17 protein-coding genes are annotated in these 15,509 nt (G+C 55.4%); 7 read left to right on the plus strand and 10 right to left on the minus strand.

All coding sequences use genetic code 11. The annotated features are described in order from the left end of the window. The first annotated feature begins 107 nt into the window (after positions 1–107). Positions 108–749: a riboflavin synthase subunit alpha gene (locus V1603_RS13160; RefSeq protein WP_116340404.1), complete on the plus strand. Its 642-nt coding sequence runs from the start codon at positions 108–110 to the stop codon at positions 747–749. Positions 750–780: 31 nt separating this feature from the next. Here the strand turns inward: V1603_RS13160 and cfa are convergent, their stop codons facing one another. Together cfa and punC are read right to left on the minus strand one after the other, a co-directional pair. Next, positions 781–1,929, minus strand: a complete 1,149-nt coding sequence (gene cfa / locus V1603_RS13165; RefSeq protein ID WP_116340402.1) for a cyclopropane fatty acyl phospholipid synthase — start codon at positions 1,927–1,929, stop codon at positions 781–783. 298 nt (positions 1,930–2,227) lie between these two features. After that, entirely contained in the window at positions 2,228–3,418 is a 1,191-nt protein-coding gene (punC, locus tag V1603_RS13170) for a purine nucleoside transporter PunC (RefSeq protein WP_395312743.1), read from the minus strand. A gap of 114 nt (positions 3,419–3,532) precedes the next feature. Here punC and punR point away from each other — a divergent pair, with 114 nt between their 5' ends. Then, the gene (punR, locus tag V1603_RS13175; protein ID WP_395312744.1) at positions 3,533–4,444 is read left to right on the plus strand and encodes a DNA-binding transcriptional activator PunR; all 912 of its coding nucleotides are present in this window, start codon (positions 3,533–3,535) and stop codon (positions 4,442–4,444) included. A 17-nt stretch (positions 4,445–4,461) separates the two neighbouring features. Here the strand turns inward: punR and purR are convergent, their stop codons facing one another. Continuing rightward, the gene (gene purR / locus V1603_RS13180) at positions 4,462–5,487 is read right to left on the minus strand and encodes an HTH-type transcriptional repressor PurR (protein ID WP_008500597.1); all 1,026 of its coding nucleotides are present in this window, start codon (positions 5,485–5,487) and stop codon (positions 4,462–4,464) included. 297 nt (positions 5,488–5,784) lie between these two features. Here purR and V1603_RS13185 point away from each other — a divergent pair, with 297 nt between their 5' ends. Beyond that, complete coding sequence (locus V1603_RS13185) at positions 5,785–5,874, plus strand: YnhF family membrane protein (RefSeq protein ID WP_008500596.1); 90 nt, start codon at positions 5,785–5,787, stop codon at positions 5,872–5,874. A gap of 163 nt (positions 5,875–6,037) precedes the next feature. Beyond that, on the plus strand, positions 6,038–7,204 hold the full coding sequence (locus V1603_RS13190) for an MFS transporter (protein WP_395312745.1): 1,167 nt from the start codon (positions 6,038–6,040) through the stop codon (positions 7,202–7,204). Positions 7,205–7,241: 37 nt separating this feature from the next. Here the strand turns inward: V1603_RS13190 and sodB are convergent, their stop codons facing one another. Both sodB and V1603_RS13200 read right to left on the minus strand, forming a co-directional pair. Beyond that, positions 7,242–7,823 carry a superoxide dismutase [Fe] gene (gene sodB, locus V1603_RS13195; protein ID WP_116340394.1) on the minus strand — a complete coding sequence of 194 codons (582 nt, stop codon included), beginning with the start codon at positions 7,821–7,823 and terminating at the stop codon, positions 7,242–7,244. Positions 7,824–7,945: 122 nt separating this feature from the next. Continuing rightward, positions 7,946–8,719 carry a C40 family peptidase gene (locus tag V1603_RS13200; protein ID WP_116340392.1) on the minus strand — a complete coding sequence of 258 codons (774 nt, stop codon included), beginning with the start codon at positions 8,717–8,719 and terminating at the stop codon, positions 7,946–7,948. 338 nt (positions 8,720–9,057) lie between these two features. Between V1603_RS13200 and grxD the strand changes: the two genes are divergently transcribed. After that, on the plus strand, positions 9,058–9,405 hold the full coding sequence (gene grxD, locus V1603_RS13205) for a monothiol glutaredoxin 4 (protein ID WP_003832760.1): 348 nt from the start codon (positions 9,058–9,060) through the stop codon (positions 9,403–9,405). A 44-nt stretch (positions 9,406–9,449) separates the two neighbouring features. Here the strand turns inward: grxD and rnt are convergent, their stop codons facing one another. The 5 genes from rnt to eptA all read right to left on the minus strand — a co-directional run bounded on the left by rnt (position 9,450) and on the right by eptA (position 14,120). Then, positions 9,450–10,100 carry a ribonuclease T gene (rnt, locus tag V1603_RS13210; protein ID WP_061098432.1) on the minus strand — a complete coding sequence of 217 codons (651 nt, stop codon included), beginning with the start codon at positions 10,098–10,100 and terminating at the stop codon, positions 9,450–9,452. A 94-nt stretch (positions 10,101–10,194) separates the two neighbouring features. Then, positions 10,195–10,602, minus strand: coding sequence for a lactoylglutathione lyase (gene gloA / locus V1603_RS13215; RefSeq protein ID WP_044596747.1), 408 nt, complete (start codon positions 10,600–10,602; stop codon positions 10,195–10,197). Between the two features lie 100 nt (positions 10,603–10,702). Further along, positions 10,703–11,800, minus strand: coding sequence for an alkene reductase (locus tag V1603_RS13220; protein WP_395312746.1), 1,098 nt, complete (start codon positions 11,798–11,800; stop codon positions 10,703–10,705). 53 nt (positions 11,801–11,853) lie between these two features. Further along, positions 11,854–12,453, minus strand: a complete 600-nt coding sequence (locus V1603_RS13225; protein ID WP_163329030.1) for a TetR/AcrR family transcriptional regulator — start codon at positions 12,451–12,453, stop codon at positions 11,854–11,856. Positions 12,454–12,494: 41 nt separating this feature from the next. Then, positions 12,495–14,120 (minus strand): phosphoethanolamine transferase EptA, encoded by a 1,626-nt coding sequence (eptA, locus tag V1603_RS13230; RefSeq protein WP_163329032.1) that lies wholly within the window; start codon positions 14,118–14,120, stop codon positions 12,495–12,497. Positions 14,121–14,269: 149 nt separating this feature from the next. On the opposite strand from eptA, the gene V1603_RS13235 reads away from it, so the two are divergent. Both V1603_RS13235 and V1603_RS13240 read left to right on the plus strand, forming a co-directional pair. Beyond that, a complete protein-coding gene (locus V1603_RS13235; protein WP_116340384.1) occupies positions 14,270–14,509 on the plus strand; it encodes a DUF1289 domain-containing protein in 240 nt (79 codons plus the stop codon). A 48-nt stretch (positions 14,510–14,557) separates the two neighbouring features. Beyond that, complete coding sequence (locus V1603_RS13240; RefSeq protein WP_116340382.1) at positions 14,558–15,454, plus strand: aldo/keto reductase family oxidoreductase; 897 nt, start codon at positions 14,558–14,560, stop codon at positions 15,452–15,454. The last annotated feature ends 55 nt before the right edge of the window (positions 15,455–15,509 follow it).

Raw genomic sequence — 15,509 nt, forward strand, 5'->3', positions numbered from 1 at the left:
AAAAAATCGCCAGAAAATGCGCTCCGCTGGCAACCTGTTTTTCCAACTGTTATTGTGGTGGGATTAAACGGTGTTACCACCGTCCGGAAAAAACAGGAGTTGTAAGCATGTTTACTGGTATTGTGCAGGGCACCGCCAAAGTGGTGTCCATTGATGAAAAACCTAATTTTCGTACGCATGTTGTAGAGCTGCCGGAATATATGCTTGATGGCATCGAAACCGGCGCCTCGGTTGCCCATAACGGCTGCTGCCTGACCGTCACCGAAATTAATGGCAACCAGATCAGCTTTGATTTAATGAAAGAGACGCTGCGTATTACCAACCTGGGCGAGCTGGTGGTGGGGGACACCGTCAACGTTGAGCGGGCGGCGAAGTTCAGCGATGAGATTGGCGGCCACCTGATGTCCGGGCATATCATGACCACCGCCGAAGTGGCGAAAATCGTGACCTCGGAAAATAACCGACAAATCTGGTTTAAAATGCAGGATCCTTCATTAATGAAATACATCCTCTATAAAGGGTTTATTGGCATTGATGGGATTAGTCTGACGGTGGGAGAAGTGACGCCAACCCGTTTTTGCGTGCATTTAATTCCTGAAACGCTGCAGCGCACCACGCTGGGTTCGAAAAAACTGGGGCATCGCGTGAATATCGAAATCGATCCGCAAACCCAGGCGGTTGTCGATACCGTTGAGCGCGTGCTGGCCGCCAAAGAAGCCGCAATAATAAAGACCGCAGAAGAAGAATAAAAAATACCCCCGGCAAGCCGGGGGTATTTTTCTAGCGTGCGACCCGCAAGCCGTGTTCAATCCCTCGGCTGAAAACAACCTGCCAGAGCTGAATATCGCGCGCGCGAAACGCCCCCGCGCAGGCATTCAGATAATAGCTAAACATCCGCTTGAATCGTTCAGAATAGTTGTCCGCAATTTCAGGCCAGGCTTCCTGAAAACGCGCATGCCAGGCCATTAACGTGGTGTCGTAATCCGCGCCGAAGTTATGCCAGTCTTCCATCACGAAATGGGATTCGCTGGCGTTGGCAATCTGGCGAACGGACGGTAAACAGCCATTCGGAAAGATGTATTTGTTGATCCACGGGTCGACGTTATTGTCGGTCCGCTTCGAGCCGATGGTATGCAGCAGGAAGATGCCGTCCGGTTTCAGATTACGGTCCACCACCTCAAAATAGGTGTCGTAGTTTTTTGGCCCCACGTGCTCGAACATGCCGACGGAAACGATCCGGTCGAACTGCTCGTTCAGGTCACGGTAGTCCTGCAGCCGGATATCCACATCAAGATCCTGACAGCGCTCTCGCGCCATTTTTTGCTGTTCCGCTGAGATCGTCACGCCGACCACGCTGACGCCGTAGTGCTTCGCCATAAAATACGCCAGCCCGCCCCAGCCGCAGCCGATATCCAGCACGCGCATGCCGGGCTGTAGCTGCAATTTCTCGCTAATCAGGCGCAGTTTGGCCTGTTGAGCCTCTTCAAGCGTCGACGCCTCTTTCCAGTAGGCGCAGGAGTATTGCATGAAGGGGTCCAGCATGCGGCTGAACAGATCGTTGCCGAGATCGTAATGCTCTTTGCCGACGATCCACGCACGTTTTTTACTTTGCAGATTAAACAGGCGGGCAGAGGCGACACGCAGGGTGTCTTTCAGATTGCGAGGGAGCTGTTTTTCCAGACCGGCACGCAGCACGCTGGCGAAAAAGGTATCCAGCCGTTCGCACTCCCACCAGCCGTCCATATAGCTTTCTCCCAGACCTAACGATCCCTCCCGCAACACGCGTTTATAAAAATCGGGATGTTTAACCTGAGGATCGGATGGCGATGATCCATTGATAGTGATGCCTGCCCGACCTAACAGTTCACTGACGATCCGGGACCAGTTATCGTCCGGAACGCTGACTTCTTCTATACACGATGAACTCATAGCTTCTCCATCACCCTACTGTGATCAGAACCTTAAAACAGCGTAGACGCTTTTTTTGGTTTGTGAGAAATCTCACGGTAAATACCGCGAGGCTAGTATCCGACGTAGAACAGAGGAAGGGAGATAACCCTTGCCGAAATGCCTTCCATGGTAAAACGGGAGCACTCCGGCTCCCGTTAACACTTAATATTTATCGTATTTAATCGAACCAAATTTAGTATAGGCCTCAAAATTTGGTGATTCAATAGAAAATTCTTAGCAACCTAATCACTGAAAATTAACATAGTTCCTGGTGCGATCAGGCGTGCGAGGTTTCAACCTGGGTACTCTCATCCTGCGCGGCAGCCTGCATGCGATAGCCTATGACGGCCAGCGCAACGGTAGCCAGCATTACGCTGGTTGTCGTCAGCAGCGGCGTGGCAATCAGCGCTGAGACTACCAGACTTGCCAGGAAGCACAGCTCCAGTTGCAGGGTGTTCTGCAGCGCGGCCGCGCGGCCTGTCGCCTGCGGGAACGGACGCAGCGCCTGCGCCACAACAATAGGGTAGATCGCCCCGTTCGCGACGGCCATCACGCAGAATGGAATCAAAATTTCGGCCAGACCGGCACCCGGAATAAAGCCAACGGCCCAGGTCCCGATGACGCTCAGCGCATACAGCACCAGCAGCCATGGCAGCATCTGCTGACCTTCCCACTTTTGCAGCGCCGCGCGGCAGCCATACCCGCCCACCAGGAACGCGATAGTCTGTGGAACATAGCTCAGGCCGATGGCTGCCGGGCTGTAGCCCATATCGTGCAGAATGAACGGCGAACCGGTGAGCCACGCGAAGAAGCTTGCCGAGCAGGCGGCATAGATCAGAACGTTGCCGCGATACGCTTTGGTGCTGAGCAAGGAAGTGAAGGTGATCGGCTTCGCGTCTGCGTGCACCTCTTTTTTATGCGCGGGCTTGAGGGCGAATGCCGGCAGCATCAGCACCAGCGTGATGGCAAACAGCGTGGCAAAGATGGCCTGCCAGTCAAAGTGCGCGAGGATCCAACTACCCAGCAGCGGAGCAAGGGCAGGTGAAAGCCCTACCAGCGGCATAATGGTGGCGAAAATACGGTTGGTGCGGTTTGCCGGGTAGTAGTCGGTGACAAGCGCCTGCCAGGTCACGGCAGCGGCACAGACGCCGACCGCCTGAACAAACCGCAGTGCCAGCAGCCAGGTGGCATCGCGCACCCATAGCATCCCCAGACAGCCCACGGCAAAAATGGCCAGACCCAGCAGCAGTACCGGTTTACGGCCAAAGCGATCCGAAAGCGGTCCCCAGAGCAGCTGCGCGAAGGCAAAACCGGCAAGGAACAGGCTCAGGCTGGCGCTGATGGCGGCAGCAGGGGTTTGCAAATCTTCCTGCATGGCGGCGAAAGCCGGCAGGTACATATCGGTGGCCAAAAAGCCCAGCACGCTTAAGCCGCCGAGCCAGACTAAAAAACCTTTCCTGGGTTGCACTGTTTTATTCTCCTGAGGAGGCAGGTATACGTTGGCGCTGAGTGTAGGGAGTGCAAAGCCGCTTGTGAAACGCTAATATTTGGCGGGTGCATTCAAATTTTTTGCAGGCAGAAAATGTGGTCAGATTATTCTCTTGAAGTGGTCGATGCTGTCGCGCGTAACGGCAGCTTTAGCGGGGCGGCGCAGGAGCTACATCGCGTCCCTTCGGCTATCAGCTATACCGTACGTCAGCTTGAGGAGTGGCTGGCGGTACCGCTGTTTGAACGGCGGCATCGTGATGTGGAATTAACGCCTGCAGGGGCGTGGTTTTTGAAGGAAGGGCGTTCTGTTATCAAAAAAATGCAGATCACCCGCGAGCAGTGCCAGCAGATCGCGAACGGCTGGCGGGGACACCTTTCCATTGCGGTGGATAACATCGTTAAGCCCGAGCGCACCCGGCAGATGATTGTCGATTTCTACCGTCATTTTTCTGACGTCGAACTGTGGGTTTCGCAGGAGGTGTTCAACGGCGTCTGGGATGCGCTGGCGGACGGCAGGGCAGAGATGGCCATTGGGGCCACGCAGGCGATCCCGGTCGGGGGGCGTTACGCCTTTCGCGATATGGGTATGCTGAGCTGGAAATGCGTGGTGGCAAGCGATCATCCGCTGGCGAAGATGGGAGGGCCGCTGAGCGATGATACGCTGCGCGGCTGGCCGTCGCTGGTGCTGGAGGATACCTCCCGCTCGCTGCCCAAGCGTATCACCTGGCTTTTGGACAACCAGCGGCGGGTGGTGGCCCCTGACTGGGAATCGTCGGCGACGTGCCTCAGCGCCGGGCTCTGCGTCGCGATGGTACCCGTTCATTTTGCGCGACCGCGAATCGACACCGGTGAGTGGGTTGAGCTGGCCCTGGAGAATCCGTTCCCGGATGCGGCCTGCTGCCTCACCTGGCAACAAAATGATGTTTCGCCGGCGATGGCCTGGCTTCTGGATTATCTGGGGGACAGCGAAACGCTTAACCGGGAGTGGCTGAGGGAGCCAGCCTGACTGGCTCCGCAATGAGATTAACGACGGTAGTCGCGGAACGGGCCATCCGCAACGGAACGGCGTTCGATAAGGCGAGGGTGAACTTCAATGGACTGCGACTCTTCACGTTTGTTGACGATCCTGTCCAGCAGCATATTGAAGGCGGTTTCACCCAGCGAATCTTTCGGCTGGTGAATGGTGGTCAACGCTGGCGTGAAGAAGCGCGCGTTGCGCACGTTGTCATACCCGATCACGGAGATGTCCTGCGGGACGCGCAGACCCAGCTCATCGGCCGCACAGAGGGCGCCCATCGCCATGATGTCCCCCCCGCAGAAGACGGCGGTCGGGCGGTGCGGCTGGGAGACGATCTGCTGCATCGCGCGGTAGCCTGATTCCGGCTCAAAGTCGCCCTGCACGATCCAATTTTCCGGCACGGTAATCAGCGCTTCTTCCATCGCTTTCATAAAGCCGGCCAGACGGCCCGCGCCGGTGTTGCGCTCCAGCGGACCCGGGATCACGCCAATCTCGCGATGGCCGCGCTCAATCAGATAACGGCCGGCCATATAGCCGCCCTCAAAGGCGTTATCGATAACCGAATCGGTGAAATCCGCGCGCGCTTCGCCCCAGTCCATCACCACCATCGGAATATGGCGATACTCTTCCAGCATCGACAGCACGGATTCCGGGTACTCGGAACACATTACCAGCAGGCCATCCACGCGCTTTTGCGCCATCATCGACAGGTAGGCGCGCTGTTTTTCAATGCTGTTCCATGCGTTGCCGAGAATCAGGGTATAGCCTTTCTGGAAGCAGTTTTTCTCCACCGCTTCAATGATCTCGGCAAAATAGGCCGCTTCACTGCTGGTCGCCAGTAATCCAATGGACTTGGTGTGATTGACCTTGAGGCTGCGCGCAACCGCGCTTGGCGAATAGTGCAGCTCTTTGATCGCTGCCCAGACCGCGTTGCGCGTCTCTTCCGCCACGAAGCGGGTTTTGTTAATTACATGTGATACGGTTGTAGTGGAAACGTTTGCGCGTTTTGCTACGTCTTTAATTGTTGCCATTAAATGTCACTCCAGACCATATCCTAAGCTCCTGAAAAACTTGAAGGTAAACGTTTGCCTTCTCTCACCCTTATCACGCAATTTTGGATTGCGGCACGCCAGGAAAACGACACGGGACGTCAGGAGGGGGTCAATGGCCGGTACGCTAATAAATTTAGCGTGGAATTTTGGCCTATCTTGATGAAAAGGGGAAGAGGTAAAGTGGTTATCAGTATAAATCCAGGAAGATTTTTGACGGAATCTGTGCAAAAATGAGCAAGCTCACTTTTCGTGGGGGGATTAAAAGGAGAAAAATTGATGAGTTCCGATCTGAAGTTTTCGCTGTTCACCACCGTTGTTGTGCTGGCTCTGATTGTCGCGGCCGGTCTGACGGCTGCGCTGCACTGATTTACGCGGAGGGAGAGCCTTCTCCCTCCCCATCGCCGCGATTGTTACTTCTCTGGCAAAAATCTTTTGCCATTTTGTTAACTTCTCATTTTTTGTGATTGATGTCATGCTTTCCGCTTCTTTGTTCTGTGTCACCACATGACACGGCATCCGGAGTTGACGCATGAAAATCAATTTTCCCCTGCTGGCCCTGGCGATTGGCGCTTTTGGGATTGGCACCACTGAATTCTCCCCGATGGGGTTACTGCCTGTTATTGCCCGGGGCGTAGACGTCTCGATCCCTGCGGCAGGCATGTTAATCAGCGCCTACGCCATCGGCGTGATGGTGGGGGCGCCGCTGATGACGCTTCTGCTTTCTCACCGGGCGCGCCGCAATGCGCTGATTTTCCTGATGGCGATTTTCACTCTGGGCAACGTGCTTTCGGCCATTTCGCCGGACTACACCACCCTGATGCTGTCGCGCATTCTGACCAGCCTGAACCACGGCGCGTTCTTTGGGCTGGGCTCGGTCGTGGCCGCAAGCGTAGTGCCAAAACACAAGCAGGCAAGCGCTGTAGCGACCATGTTTATGGGGCTGACGATTGCCAACATTGGCGGGGTGCCGGCGGCAACCTGGCTGGGGGAAGCGATCGGCTGGCGTATGTCCTTCCTGGCGACGGCCGGGCTGGGCGTGGTCGCAATGGTGGCGTTGTTCTTCTCTCTGCCGAAAGGAAGAGCAGGAGAACGTCCGGAAGTGCGTAAAGAGCTGGCGGTGCTGATGCGCCCGCAGGTGCTCTCCGCGCTGCTCACCACGGTGCTGGGGGCAGGGGCGATGTTTACCCTCTACACCTATATTTCACCGGTGCTGCACGATATCACCCACGCAACGCCTCTTTTCGTTACCGCGATGCTGGTGCTGATTGGCGTCGGCTTCTCGATCGGCAACTATCTCGGCGGGAAATTTGCTGACCGTTCCGTGAGCGGGACGCTGAAAGGCTTCTTAACCCTGCTGATTGTCATTATGGTTGCTATCCCGTGGCTGGCGCGTAATGAGTTCGGAGCGGCGATTGCGATGGTCGTCTGGGGGGCCGCAACCTTTGCCGTGGTGCCGCCGCTGCAGATGCGCGTGATGCGTGTCGCCCATGAGGCGCCGGGCCTCTCGTCTTCCGTGAATATCGGGGCGTTCAATCTCGGCAATGCGCTGGGCGCAGCTGCCGGAGGTGCCGTGATTTCAGGTGGTCTGGGGTACAGTTTTGTGCCGGTGATGGGGGCCATTATTGCAGCGCTCGGCCTGCTGCTGGTAATGATGTCCGGCCGTAAACAGCCTGAAGCCGTTTGCACGGCGGAATAAGCAAAAACGCAGAAGGGCGAACCCTTCTGCGTGTCTTTTACGCGGCGAAATTCTTCGCGACAAATTCCCAGTTAACCAGCGCCCAGAAGTGTTCCAGGTAGTTCGGGCGCGCGTTGCGGTAATCAATGTAGTAAGCGTGTTCCCACACGTCCACGGTCATCAGCGGCGTAGCGCTGGTGGTCAGCGGGGTGCCCGCGTTAGACGTGGACACGATAGCCAGTTTGCCATCCGCCTCTTTTACCAGCCACGTCCAGCCAGAACCGAAGTTCTTGATGGCTGCATCGGTAAACTTCGTCTTAAACTCGGCGAAGCTGCCAAAAGCGGCGTTAATCGCGGCCGCCAGCTCACCGGCAGGTTCGCCACCGGCATTGGGTGCCAGGCAGTGCCAGTAGAAGGTGTGGTTCCACACCTGAGCCGCGTTGTTAAAAACGCCACCCTCCGAGCTGCGAACGATCTCTTCCAGCGTTTTGCCTTCGAAATCGGTGCCCTTGATCAGGTTGTTCAGGTTGGTGACGTACGTCTGGTGATGTTTGCCGTAATGATATTCCAGGGTTTCCGCTGAAATGTGCGGTGCCAGGGCGTCTTTTGCATACGGTAGTGCAGGTAATTCGAACGACATTGCTTCTCTCCTTATTGTATTTTGCGTTGCCAATAACCACACAGACAACAGGGACAGGATAGCAAATTGAAAGGGTATGCAAAAGAGGAACTTACCCTGCCACGGATGTGGCAGGGCAGGGATTAGCGAATGGTTTTTGGCGTCATCACGCGACGCGCGCCGACGTAGTGGCGCATCCAGTAGTCTTCACTGAGCGAGGTGATCTGAATATCCTGGCCGCTGCGCGGTGACTGGATGAATTTCCCGTTGCCGACGTAGACGCCGACGTGGTCAGCCGTGCCGCGACCCTGGGTACGGAAGAAGACCAAATCGCCGTTTTCCAGCTCCCCGCGGTTAACCGGTGACGCATCGCGCAGGTGATACATCTCGTTGGCGGTACGCGGAATACGGAATTTAACCAGATCTTTATAGGCGTAATAGACGAGGCCGCTGCAGTCGAAACCGGTGCGCGGCGAGCTGCCGCCCCAGCGATAAGGTTTGCCAATCTGTCCCATCAGCTTATTCATCGCGGTTTTTTGCGCTTTTTGCACACGCACTTTATGCACATCCGCCAGTTTCGTCACCTTCGTGCATTTTGCTTTATGCCCTTTACGGGTAATGCATTTTTCTGTAACGAGGTTAGCGGCAGTCAGCGAAGCTTTATTTTTGGCGGTGCGGGTAGTGCGGGAAGATTTTGTTTTCGTCTTGCTGGAAGCGGTCTGTTTAGTCTGAGCGGTGGTTTTTTTCTTGACGTTCTTCGTGGTGGTTTTTTTCTTACGTTCTGTGGCTTTTACCAGATGGCTTTTTTGTACAGCAGATTGCCGCGCCTGCTGAGAGGCGTTTGCCGCTGGCGTGAAAGTGAGTGAAGTAAACAGTAAAGCACAGAGCGTGATCGAGATTTTAGTTATCCGCGCCACTGGGCAGTCCCCTGATATATGCAGGTCATCAATAATACCCGCGTGTGATTTACAAAGCCCGTCGATTCTAATCCATAAAAACCCGAGAAGTTAATAGCATTTTTCAATCTAAAAACCTGTTTCGTTAGCAAGTGCAAAAAAAATCATCGTTCTGCCGCACAATTGTTCACTCCCTGAGCAAAACCCTGACGGTCGCAGGGGTAAACACCATTTGCAATGCAACTTTTGTAGAGTCGCGGTAAAATATATAAACGTGACGAAAATGTTATTTTCCGATGCCAGCCTGACCCGCTACAATGTCAGACTATTGCCGTAACAGAAGTTAAAGGAAGCAAGACATGAGCACCACTATTGAAAAAATCCAGCGCCAGATCGCTGAAAACCCGATTCTGCTGTATATGAAAGGTTCTCCGAAGCTGCCAAGCTGCGGCTTTTCCGCGCAAGCGGTTCAGGCGCTGTCAGCCTGTGGTGAGCGTTTTGCTTACGTTGATATCCTGCAGAACCCGGACATCCGCGCAGAGCTGCCAAAATACGCTAACTGGCCGACTTTCCCGCAGCTGTGGGTTGACGGCGAACTGGTTGGCGGCTGCGATATCCTGATTGAGATGTACCAGCGCGGCGAACTGCAGCAGCTGATCAAAGAGACGGCGGCGAAGTACAAAACCGAAGAGCCAGACGCTGAGTAATTTTCTGCGTTAATAAAAAAGCGACCTGATAAGGTCGCTTTTTTTTATTCTTCACTGTCGCCCATCGGCAGCGGCCAACCGCCCAGACGCTTCCAGCGGTTGACGATCTCACAGAACAGCTCTGCGGTGCGCTCCGTGTCGTATAAGGCGGAGTGTGCCTGAGTGCCGTCAAACGGTATACCCGCCGTAATGCAGGCCTTTGATAACACCGTTTGTCCCAGCGCCAGGCCGCTCAGCGCGGCGGTGTCGAAGGTCACGAACGGGTGGAAAGGGTTGCGCTTGAGCGACGCGCGCTCGGCTGCAGCCATGGTAAAGCTGTGATCGAAGGTGGCGTTATGGGCCACCATGATGGCGCGGCTGCAGTTGCTCTCTTTCATGCCTTTACGCACCATTTTAAAAATGGCGTGCAGCGCATCATATTCGCTGACTGCTCCGCGCAGCGGGTTATGCGGATCGATACCGTTAAACGCCAGCGCCTCCGGCTGTAAGTTTGCCCCTTCGAAAGGTTCAACGTGGAAATGCAGCGTGGTGTCCGGTGTAAGCCAGCCCTGTTCATCCATCTTCAGCGTGATGGCGGCAATTTCAAGCAGCGCATCGGTTTTAGCGTTAAATCCGGCTGTTTCTACATCAATGACAACGGGATAAAAACCACGAAAACGGTCGCACAGACCGCTAAATTGAGCGTTATCGGACATCAGGGTCTCTTACCAGGGAAAAAGCAGAGCGCATTATGGCAAATTTTGCGGGGGGATGCAGTAAAACTACGGGCGCATATTGCGCCCTGAGGGATCAGTTGCCCAGGCCGCGGCCCGCGTCTTTGGCTTCAATCAGCTCGATCTTGTAACCGTCCGGATCTTCGACAAACGCAATCACGGTGGTGCCACCTTTTACCGGGCCCGCTTCGCGCGTGACGTTACCGCCATTTTTGCGAATGCGTTCGCACGCTTCGGCCGCGTTGTCCACTTCCAGCGCGATATGGCCATAGGCGGTACCCAGCTCATAGCTGTCCACGCCCCAGTTGTAGGTCAGCTCGATGACTGCTTCATCCGTTTCCGGGCCGTAACCCACGAACGCCAGCGAGTATTTGTATTCCGGGTTTTCGCTGGTGCGCAGCAGCTTCATGCCCAGGACGTTAGTGTAGAAATCGATCGAACGTTGCAGGTCGCCAACGCGCAGCATGGTGTGAAGTAGGCGCATAATTTCCTCATTAACCAATGGAATAGACTATTTTTTTGAACAGAAACGATGTTTTAGTATAGCGGCGAAGTGTCGCCGCTATCAATGAACAATGGCGAGATTACAGAGAAGGATAGTCGGTGTAGCCTTCTGCGCCGCCGCCGTAGAAGCTCTCAGGACGCTGCGGGTTCAGGGCCGCTTTCTGCTGCAGACGGGCTACCAGATCCGGGTTGGCAATATAGTCGCGGCCAAATGCCACGGCGTCGATCAGCCCTTTATTAATCAGGTCTTCGGCTTTCTCTGGGGTATAAGCACCCGCACCGATGATCACCCCGTGGAAGCGCTCGCGCACTTTCTGACGGAAGGCTTCTGTGTAAGGCTTGCCGCCAGCCCAGTCCGGCTCGGACATGTGCAGATAAGCGATGCCACGTTTAGCCAGTTCTTCGATCAGGTACAGGGCATCGGCTTCTTCGTTCGGACCGTTGTCGACGTTCTGGAAAGAACCGATTGGGGAGACGCGGATCCCGATACGTTCCGGGCTCCACTCCTGGCAGACGGCGTCAACCACTTCCAGCACCAGGCGAGCGCGGTTTTCGACACTGCCGCCGTACTGGTCGGTGCGATGGTTAGACGACGGTGACAGGAACTGGTGCAGCAGGTAACCGTGCGCGGAGTGCAGCTCAACCAGGTCAAAACCGGCTTCACGGGCGTTGGCTACGGCCTGGCGGAAATCGTTCACGATACCCGGGATCTCGTCCAGCTCCAGCGCGCGTGGCGTAGAGGTATCGACGCGGATCGCGTTGCCGTTTTCATCGCGCAGCGAGGTACGGGTATTCGCATTCAGGGCAGAGGCTGAAACCGGTGCCTGACCGCCAGGCTGAATGCTGCTGTGGGAGATACGACCGGTATGCCACAGCTGGACCGCAATGCGACCCTCTTCAGCGTGAACACCCGCGGTGATTTTCTGCCATGCGGCGATCTGCTCCGGGCTGTGCAGCCCCGGTGCACCCGCATATCCCTTGGCCTGAGCAGAAATCTGCGTGGCTTCGGTGATAATCAGGCCAGAGCTGGCGCGCTGACGATAGTATTCACCCATCAGTGGGGTTGGGATGTCACCCGGCTCAATGCTGCGCAGACGGGTAAGCGGAGCCATAAACACGCGGTTTGGCGCGGTGACGGCACCCACTTTTAAAGGGGTAAATAATTTTTCAGCTGACATAAAGACTCCTGAGTAGACCAGTCGACTAGTAATAATGGAAATAAAAACGCCTGCTAAGCGCCAGGCGCAGTAATCGTACTTTTCACATGCGCCAGCGCGCTTTCGAGCGGCACGGCACTGCGAGAAATTTTAGCCTGCAGGTTGGCCCCTAACCAGAGAGAGTAGAGCACCTGAGCCTGCGTTAAGGGATCGCCGGGGAAGGCGAGCGTATTTTCTTCGCGCCCCTTCGCCAGCGCCTGTGCCAGAAGGGCGATAACGCCGCTGGCGCCTTTATCCATCGCCGTGCGCATATCTTCTGAGAGATCGCACACTTCGGCAGAGAGTTTAACCGTCAGGCATCCGCTGATAATGCCCTGCTGACAAAACTGGTTCAGCGTTTCCTGATAGTAGTTCAGAACACGATCCCGATAGTTACCTTTCCCTGTGGCGAAGTGGGTCGCGAGGCGCTGGTGGTAGGCAGCATAGTGCCGCTCCAGCATCGCCACGCCAAAGGCCTCTTTGGACCGGAAGTAGTGATAGAACGACCCTTTCGGTACCTCAGCGGTTTTTAATAGCTCGCTCAGCCCCATACCGGTAAAGCCGCGGTGCATGCACAGCCGCTCGCCGGTCGCCAGGAGATGTTCGCGGGTATCGTGTTCAGTATTTCTGCTCATGGATTCACTCTAATAGACCGTTCGGTCTAATGCAAGCTCTGTTACTGGCGACACGCGTTCAGAATGTCCAGCTGTTGCTGATAAACGCTTGATTTAACGTCCATCATGCCCAGCACCGTCGAGAACAAATTGTCCTGCGAAACCGCATTTTTTGCTGCGTGGTCGCGTAAACACTGCTCGTTGATGCCAAAGTTTTTTGCATAGTCCGGGGACAGCCAGAACATAAACGGAATGTGCGTCTGCTGCTCCGGCGCCAGCATGTACGGCGTGCCGTGCAGATAAATACCGCTTTCACCCAGTGATTCACCGTGATCGGAGAGATAAATCAGCGCGGTGTTCATGTTCGCCTGACGGGCTTTCAGCGCGTCAATGGTTTTGCTGACCATGCTGTCGGTATACAGAATGGTATTGTCATAGGTGTTCATCAGCGCCTGATGATCGCAATCCTGAATCTCATTGGTATCGCAGGTGGGGGTGAATTTACGGAAGTTATCCGGGTAACGGCGATAGTACGCCGGGCCATGGCTGCCCATCAGGTGGATAACCAGCACCGTGTCCTGCTTCAGACCGTCCAGCACGTTGTCCAGGCGGTAGAAGTTCACGTCATCAATACAGGATTGGTCTTTGCAGAACTGATCCAGCTTCCACTGCGTCATGTCGGTATGGGGAATACGATCGCACGCGCCTTTACAGCCACCGTCGTTGTCGCGCCACAGGAGGTTGAAACCCGCATGCTTGAGCACGTCGAGCAGCCCTTCCTGATGGTGCGCCAGGTCGGCATCGTATTTGCTGCGCGTCATACCGGAGAACATGCAGGGAACGGATACGGCGGTTTCAGTGCCGCACGACGAGGCCTGGGGGAAGTTGATCACATCCTGCTTTTTCAGTTCGGGGTTGGTTTCACGCCCGTAGCCATTCAGGGAGTAGTTCGCCGCGCGCGACGCTTCGCCGATGACCAGCACCAGAACGGTTTTCTTATGCTGACCCGAAATCAGCGCGCCTTTGTGCGCATCTTCGCCAATCCGCACCAGCGTTTGATCACCGGCAAACCAGCGCATTTTGCTGTATTTCACCACGGCGCTGACGTAGTTCGCCGGGGTGACCATTTTGACGATGCTTTTATTATTGCGGAACAGCGATGCGTAATCTTTATAAAACACGGCGGCGATTAGAATAATCACCAGCAGGGCACCGAGCATCGCAGCAACGCGCGTCAGCAGGGCGTACCACCATTTTCCGGTACGAATACGGGTCAGCGCCAGCACCAGGGATGGAACAAGACCGGCTATGACAATCCACAGAATCATCTGCGGGGTCACCAGGGCGGTGGCTTCCTGGGAGTTAGTTTCGAACACGTTCACAATCATGTTTTGATCGATGACCGCGCCGTAGGTAAACATAAAATAAGTTGCCGCAGCGCACCCGACGGTTAAGACGATCAGCAGCGGCTTGCGGATATACGGAATATTGAGCAGGCTAAAAACAATCACCCAGCCACAAAACAGCACCACCGGTACGGACGCGGCAAAGAGAATGTCGTGTAGATGAGCAGGGGCAATAATGGCCCAGCTGCGCTGGATAAACAGCCCGTTTAGCAGCGTAAAGAAGAGTGCACAGCCCAGAGTGAATTTAATGTCGTTACACTGTAACTTTTTACTTAACCACATCGATCGCAAAACCTGTCATTGTATTGATGTGGCGAGTATAGAGAGTGAAGATTAGTGAAACCTTAATGCCATAAAACTGTGGTAAAGCCCTTGCACGCGGCGCTGTTAGCGTCTTCACTGTAGGTGAGAGTGGTTAACCGGAGGTGAGTGTGGCAGAGCAACTGGAGTTTTTCCCCATCCAGAGCCCGTGCCGGGGGATTTGTCAGGTAGATGAGCGCGGTTATTGCCGCGGGTGCATGCGTACCCGTGACGAGCGTTTTAACTGGCAAAACTTCAGCGACACGCAAAAGCAGGAGGTGCTCCGCCTCTGCCGGCAGCGACTTCTGCGCAAAATCCGCGCAAACAAAGCCAGCGAGGCCGAAGAACCCCAGCAACCTTCACTGTTTTAATGCGGTAATTGCGTATACTCATGACATCACGTCCTTGAGGAAAATGTTATGGTTCAGCGAATTACCCTTGCCCCCCAGGGGCCAGAATTCTCCCGTTTTGTGATGGGCTACTGGCGCCTGATGGACTGGAATATGTCCCCCCTCCAGCTGGCAAGTTTTATTGAAGAGCACCTCGATTTAGGCATCACCACGGTCGATCATGCGGATATTTACGGAGGCTATCAGTGCGAGGCCGCCTTTGGCGAGGCGCTCAAGCTGGTTCCGGCGCTGCGCGATCGCATGGAGATCGTCACAAAATGTGGGATTGCCACCACGGCAAAACCTGAACATGCCCTCGGTCACTACATCACCGACAGCGCCCATATCATCAAGAGCGCCGAGCAGTCTCTGGTCAATCTGGCAACCGATCGTATCGACCTGCTGCTGATTCACCGTCCTGACCCGTTGATGGATGCCGATGAGGTGGCGGAAGCCTTCCTGAGCCTGCATCAGAGCGGGAAAGTGCGACACTTCGGCGTCTCCAACTTTACCCCGGCCCAGTTTGCGCTGCTTCAGTCTCGTCTGCCGTTTACCCTGGCCACTAACCAGGTTGAAATCTCCCCGGTACACCAGCCGCTGCTGCTGGACGGTACGCTCGATCAGCTGCAGCAGCTGCGCATTCGCCCGATGGCCTGGTCCTGCCTGGGCGGTGGACGCCTGTTTAATGACGAGGCGTTCCAGCCGCTGCGCAATGAGCTGGAAACCATCGCCCGCGAGCTGAACGCGGAGAGTATCGAACAGGTGGTTTATGCCTGGATCCTGCGTCTCCCGTCAAAACCGCTGCCGATTATTGGCTCCGGAAAAATTGAACGCGTCCGTTCCGCTCTGGCCGCCGAAGAGCTGCAAATGACCCGCCAGCAGTGGTTCCGCATCCGCAAGGCCGCGCTGGGTTACGACGTGCCATAAACCGCCAGATGGTGACTTTCCGGTGAAATCTGTGCCCCTGGTATACACTTAAGGG

The sequence above is a fragment of the Enterobacter sp. ECC-219 genome (genome assembly GCF_043966805.1).
Taxonomy (GTDB): Bacteria; Pseudomonadota; Gammaproteobacteria; order Enterobacterales; family Enterobacteriaceae; genus Enterobacter; species Enterobacter cloacae_N.